5 protein-coding genes are annotated in these 6,006 nt (G+C 58.3%); 1 reads left to right on the top strand and 4 read right to left on the bottom strand.

The genetic code is table 11. The annotated features are described in order from the left end of the window. Positions 1-595 (top strand): thiamine ABC transporter ATP-binding protein (locus tag BN1128_RS04275; RefSeq protein ID WP_042866531.1); only part of this gene is annotated, 595 nt, incomplete at its 5' end. 84 nt (positions 596-679) lie between these two features. Here BN1128_RS04275 and BN1128_RS04270 read toward each other — a convergent pair. The 4 genes from BN1128_RS04270 to BN1128_RS04255 form a co-directional block, all read right to left on the bottom strand. Further along, the gene (locus BN1128_RS04270; protein ID WP_021139771.1) at positions 680-2,050 is read right to left on the bottom strand and encodes a PhoH family protein; all 1,371 of its coding nucleotides are present in this window, start codon (positions 2,048-2,050) and stop codon (positions 680-682) included. 208 nt (positions 2,051-2,258) lie between these two features. Further along, a complete protein-coding gene (locus tag BN1128_RS04265; RefSeq protein ID WP_042866530.1) occupies positions 2,259-2,942 on the bottom strand; it encodes a TSCPD domain-containing protein in 684 nt (227 codons plus the stop codon). A gap of 9 nt (positions 2,943-2,951) precedes the next feature. Further along, on the bottom strand, positions 2,952-5,099 hold the full coding sequence (locus BN1128_RS04260) for an adenosylcobalamin-dependent ribonucleoside-diphosphate reductase (protein ID WP_042866528.1): 2,148 nt from the start codon (positions 5,097-5,099) through the stop codon (positions 2,952-2,954). A 210-nt stretch (positions 5,100-5,309) separates the two neighbouring features. Beyond that, the gene (locus tag BN1128_RS04255; RefSeq protein WP_042866527.1) at positions 5,310-5,759 is read right to left on the bottom strand and encodes an early set domain-containing protein; all 450 of its coding nucleotides are present in this window, start codon (positions 5,757-5,759) and stop codon (positions 5,310-5,312) included. Positions 5,760-6,006: the final 247 nt, after the last annotated feature.

Genomic DNA, 6,006 nt, shown 5'->3' with positions numbered 1-6,006 from the left:
CGGGGCGGGCAAGTCCACCCTGCTCGGCATGATCGCCGGTTTCGTGCCGGTAGAGTCCGGCACCCTCAGCTTCGACGGCGAAAATCTGCTGCCGCTGGGGCCGGCCGAGCGACCAGTCACCACCCTGTTTCAGGATCACAACCTCTTCCTGCACCTGTCGGTGTTCGACAACATCGCCATCGGTCTGCATCCGGGCCTGCGTTTGAGCCCTGCTCAGCAGGCGCAGGTGAAACAGGCTGCAGAGCGGGTCGGCCTTGGCGACATGCTGGCGCGGCTGCCGGAGCAGCTCTCCGGCGGCCAGCAGCAGCGGGTCGGGCTGGCGCGTGCCTTGGTGCGAGGCAAGCCATTGCTGCTACTGGATGAGCCTTTCTCGGCGCTCGATCCCGCCCTGCGCCGGGAGATGCTGGCCGAAGTGGCCAGGCTTGCCTGCGAGCAGGGCATCACTGTGCTGATGGTTTCTCACAATCCGGAAGATGCGCAACTCATCGCCGATCAGGTGCTGTTCGTCGATGAGGGCCGCATCGCTCTGCAGGGCACACCGGATATACTGCAGAACAGCGATCATCCCGGCCTGCTGCGCTACCTTGGGCAATAACCCTGGGACGCTGAACCGGCGACGGGATCAAAAAAGGGGAAGCCGCTTGGCTTCCCCTTTTTCATATGAAGATAGTCAGTTAAATCAGAGATTTTCCTCGGCAAAAGAGGCGAGCTTGCTGCGCACCACCCCGTTCAGGAAGATGTTGGCACTGCCGTCGAAATCCTTGAAACGCTCGACTATGTAGGTCAGACCCGAGGTCACCGGGCTCAGGTAGTTGGAGTCGATCTGGGCCAGGTTGCCGGAGCAGACAATCTTGGTCCCCTCGCCGCAACGGGTGATGATGGTCTTGATCTGGGATGCGGTCAGGTTCTGGCACTCGTCCAGCAGCACGAAAGTGTTCTGGATGCTGCGCCCGCGCATGAAGTTGACCGATTTGAACTGGATGTTGGCCTTCTCCATGATGTAGCTCAGCGAGCCGCTCATGTTCTCGTCCTGCTTGTGCAGCACCTCCAGGGTATCTGTCACCGCCGCCAGCCAGGGCATCATCTTCTCTTCTTCGGTGCCGGGCAGGAAGCCGATGCTCTCGGCGATTTCCGGAGTATTGCGGGTGACGATGACTTTCTCGTAAATCCCCTTCTCAATCACCAGCTCCAGTGCGGCGGCCATGGCCAGCAGGGTCTTGCCGCAACCGGCCGGGCCGGTCAGGATCACCAGATCGATGTGCGGATCGAGCAGGGCATCCAGCGCCATGCCCTGATAGACGTTCTTGGGATGGACACCCCAGGCCTTGCGTGACATCAGTCGCTCACGGCCCAGATCCTTGATGCGGATCTTGTGGCCATCGTTACTCAATACCCTGGCGGCGAAGAAGTTCTCCTCGTCGAGCAGGTACTGATTGACGTGTACCCCTTCCAGCAAGTTCGAGTCGATCACATGGACGGTATCGCGGCCATGGGTCTCGCTGTCACACTCGCCGACCCGCTCCCAGAAACTGCCGGGCACCACCTGAAAGCCTTTGGCCAGCAGACGGATATCGTCGATCAGCTGGTCGCTGCGATAATCCTCGACGTGCGCTAACCCGGCCCCCTTGGCCTTGAGGCGCATGTTGATGTCCTTGGTCACCAGCACCACCTGGCGTTTCATCTCATGCTTTTGCAGATAGAGGGCCGCGTTGATGATGCGGTTGTCCGCCTCCTTGTCGGTGAACACCTCGGCATCCTGGGGCAGATGGTGGTCACTGAAGATACAGATATTGCCGCTCGCCTCACCCGCCAGCGGTACGCCCTGGGTGATCTGCTCCGGCGTCGCATCGCGGAACACATCTTCCAGCGCACGAATGGCCACCCGCGCATCGCGGCTGACATCCTTGTTGCGATCCTTGATGTTATCGAGCTCTTCCAGCACCGTCATGGGAATGAGCACGTCGTGCTCTTTGAAGGAGTAGATGGCGAGGGGTTCGTGAAGCAGAACGTTGGTATCCAGGATAAACAGCTTTCGGTCCGTATTGTCCATAAGCATCCTCCTTGGCACTGAAGGTGCCACGTGTGTGAATCTCAGATGTCATTGAAACCACACGAGCGTGACAGTTTTATTACCCCCAACGCTACGCCCGATTTTACTATCACGCAACAAATCGCTTGAACGGCAGGATCGTTCGAACAGAAAAGCAGCAATAAAAAGACCGGCACTGTGGCCGGTCCTCTTCCATCACTTGTCTGCTTTAGCCACACTTGGAGTCGCCGCAGTTGAGACAGGTCATGCAGCCATCCTTTTGCACCAGCGCCTTGGTATTGCACTTGTAGCAAAGCGTCGCACTGGCCGGGAAGCCACTGCCAGCCTGCTGTTCTTCTGCCTGCTGCCGGACCTGCAGTTCGGCCTGTTTCTCGGCCAGAAATGCCTGCTGATGCTCATCCAGACCCGGCAGCTTGATCATGCCGATCTCGGTGAGATGGGTCTCGATCACGTTGCCAATTTCGGCGATAAGGGAGGGAACATACTTGCCCTTGTTCCAATAGCCGCCCTTGGGATCGAACACGGACCTCAGCTCCTCCACCAGGAAGGTGACATCCCCCCCCTTGCGAAACACGGCAGAGATGATGCGGGTCAGCGCCACTATCCACTGGTAGTGTTCCAGACTCTTGGAGTTGATGAAGATCTCGAACGGGCGACGGGTCTCGTGAACCGTGCCCTCGTTGAGAATGATGTCGTTGATGGTGATGAACAGCGAGTGCTCGGAGACATGCTCCGGCGTCTTCAGCTTGTAGGTGGTGCCCATCAGCCGCTCCGGGCGCAGCACCGTTTCGTGCATGTGCACCACGTCATCCTGCGGGGCCAGATCTTCCTGCGGCTCATCCCGGGTTTTCACCTTGTAGGCGACGATTTTCTTGTCGATCTTCTTGACCATAATCTGTTCTCAGAATTTACCGTAATAGCCTTCTTTCAAGGCGTCATAGAGGTTGGCGGCGGTATGCAGCTCGCCATCGTATTCGATCTCTTCGTTCCCCTTGACGGAGATGACGGAGCCATCCTCTAGGGTGAACTCGTACTGAGTGTTCTCCAGATCCTTCTCCTTCACCAGCACGCCCTGGAAGGCCTCAGGATTGAAGCGGAAGGTGGTGCAGCCCTTGAGCCCCGAGTCCGAGGCATACATGTAGATGCCCTTGAACTGCTCGAACGGGAAGTCGGTCGGCACGTTGGCGGTCTTGGAGATGGAGGAATCAATCCAGCGCTGGGCTGCCGCCTGAATGTCTACGTGCTGGGCCGGGCTGATGTCGTCGGCCGTGATGAAGTAGTCCGGCAGGCAGCTTGCTTCGTCCTCCGAGTAAGGCATGGCGCCGGCGTTCACCAGCTCGCGGTAGGCGAGCAGCTCGAACGAGTAGACATCCACGCTCTCCTTGCTCTTCTTGCCCGGCTTGATGACGTTGCGGCTGTAGTGATGGGCAAAGCTCGGCTCTATACCGTTGCTGGCGTTGTTGGCCAGCGACAAGGAGATGGTGCCGGTCGGCGCTATGCTGCTGTGGTGGGTGAAACGCCCCCCCACCTCGGCCAGCTCGGCCACCAAGGCGGGATCCACCTCGGCCACCTGCTGCATGTAGCGGCTGTAGCGCGCATGCAGCACCTTGCCCTTCACCTTGTCACCCAGCTTGATGCCATCGGCCGCCATTTCGGGGCGCAGGCGCAGCATCTTGCCGGTTACCTCGAACTCCTGCTCCATGATGGGGGCAGCCCCCTTCTCCCTGGCCAGACGCAGGGACTCCTGCCAGCCGGTCATGGCCAGCTCCTGGGATACCTGCTCGGTGAAGGCGACGGAAGCCGCTGAGCCGTATTTTATCTGCAGCATGGTGAGGGTCGAGCCAAGGCCGAGGAAGCCCATGCCGTGACGGCGCTTGGCTGTGATCTCTTCGCGCTGCTTGGGCAATGGCAGCTGGTTGATCTCCACCACGTTGTCCAGCATGCGGGTGAAGATGGCCACCACCTTGCGAAACCCCTGCCAGTCGAAGGCAGCCTGCTCAGTGAAGGGGTCGCGCACAAACCGGGTCAGATTGACCGACCCCAGCAGGCAGGCACCGTAGGGGGGCAAGGGCTGCTCACCGCAGGGATTGGTAGCACGGATCTCTTCACAGAACCAGTTGTTGTTCATCTGGTTGACCTTGTCGATCAGGATGAAGCCGGGCTCCGCATAGTCGTAGGTGGAGGTCATGATGACGTTCCACAGCTTGCGGGCAGGCATGGTCTTGTAGACCTTGCAGGCCACCTGCCCCAGCGCGTTGATGACCACCCCTTCCTTGTTGGGCCAGTCGGCCCAGAACACCACTTCGGGATCGTCCAGCGCAATGCCGTCCTGCTCCACCTCTTTGGCCGTATAGGGGAAGATCAGCGACCAGGGAGCATCCTCTTTCACCGCCTTGACGAAATCCTCGGTGATGAGCAGGGAGAGGTTGAACTGACGCAAGCGGCCATCTTCCCGCTTGGCCTGGATGAATTCGATCACATCGGGGTGACGGATATCCATGGTGCCCATCTGGGCGCCGCGGCGACCGCCGGCTGACGAGACGGTGAAACACATCTTGTCATAGATATCCATGAAGGAGAGCGGGCCCGAGGTATAGGCACCGGCACCCGAGACGAAGGCACCGCGCGGACGCAGGGTCGAGAAATCGTAACCGATGCCGCAGCCGGCCTTCAGGGTCAGGCCGGCCTCGTGCACCTTGCCGAGGATATCGTCCATCGAATCTTCGATGGTACCGGAGACGGTACAGTTGATGGTTGAAGTGGCCGGCTTGTGCTCGAAGGCACCCGCGTTGGAGGTGATACGCCCCGCCGGAATGGCGCCGTTGCGCAGCGCCCACAGGAAGGGCTCATACCAGGCATCAGGCTCGCGCTCCTGTTCGGCCAGGGCGCGGGCAACCCGCTGGTAGGTCTCGTCGATGGAGCCATCTATGGGAGCCCCATCCTTACTCTTGAGACGATACTTGCTGTCCCAGATCTCAAGGGACGTTTCCTGCAGGGGGATGAGGCGGGAGCCGAGTTCACTCTCCTGCACCGGGTTGGATTTAGCCATTTTCAATCAACCTTATGTGAATGCATCAACGTCATGACAGCGACAAAAACACAACCAATAGTGACACTTATAAAAAATAACACCATATATAGTACAACTACTGCCATGAGGGCGCCGATTCTATCCTAAAAAAATGCCCCGGCCAGCAGGTTTCTGGGCCGAGGCATTTAACTGATTCATTTCCTGAAAGATTTAGCGATCAGGAAGCACTCAGGGTTTCTTGACGTACACGGTCGGCGTCTCGCCAGCCATATTCAGATAGAACTCATAGACCCCATCCGTATCCGGTGAGAACTTCATGTCCTCATACTTGGAGCAGGGGTTGACCGGCACGGCTTCCCCACCCAGCACGGCGACACCGTCACTCGGGCTCTTGTAACCGAAGTTGGTGCCACAGCTCCAGCCGGAGTCGGCAAACTTGAACTTGTAGGGAGCCCACTCTTTCTTGAGCGTGCCTTTGGCCATATAGAGCTTGTCAGCGACCTTGACCACCTTGCTCGCATCGGTTGCCATCCAGTCGTTCATCTCCCCACGCAGGTAGATGGACTTGCCACCGAAATCGCTGTTGTCTGCCGCCTGTTCTGCACCACCATGGGATGCGCAACCGCCTAATACCAGGGTTCCCGCCGCCAGCATCATCGTTACTGTTCTTTTGAACATGTGTCCATTCCTCAAATTATTGTGATTCCTTGGCCCATCGAACGTGAGCAGACGAATTAAAGCAGAGCGGGCATCACAAGAAAGGTAGAGGCATCACATTCTGTGCTTTTTATATTCAGACAAGCGACATGGGCGGAGATATATAACGCTGGATAGCGCAGCCATCCGGAACAGAGCGCGGAAAAATGAACGAATGAGGGGTCAGAAAGAAAGCATCACCTGGCCATTTGCAGCCAAGCACTTGAAT

Source organism: Aeromonas piscicola, from assembly GCF_000820005.1.
GTDB classification, from domain to species: domain Bacteria; phylum Pseudomonadota; class Gammaproteobacteria; order Enterobacterales; family Aeromonadaceae; genus Aeromonas; species Aeromonas piscicola.
This window is presented reverse-complemented; position numbering and strand designations above follow the sequence as displayed.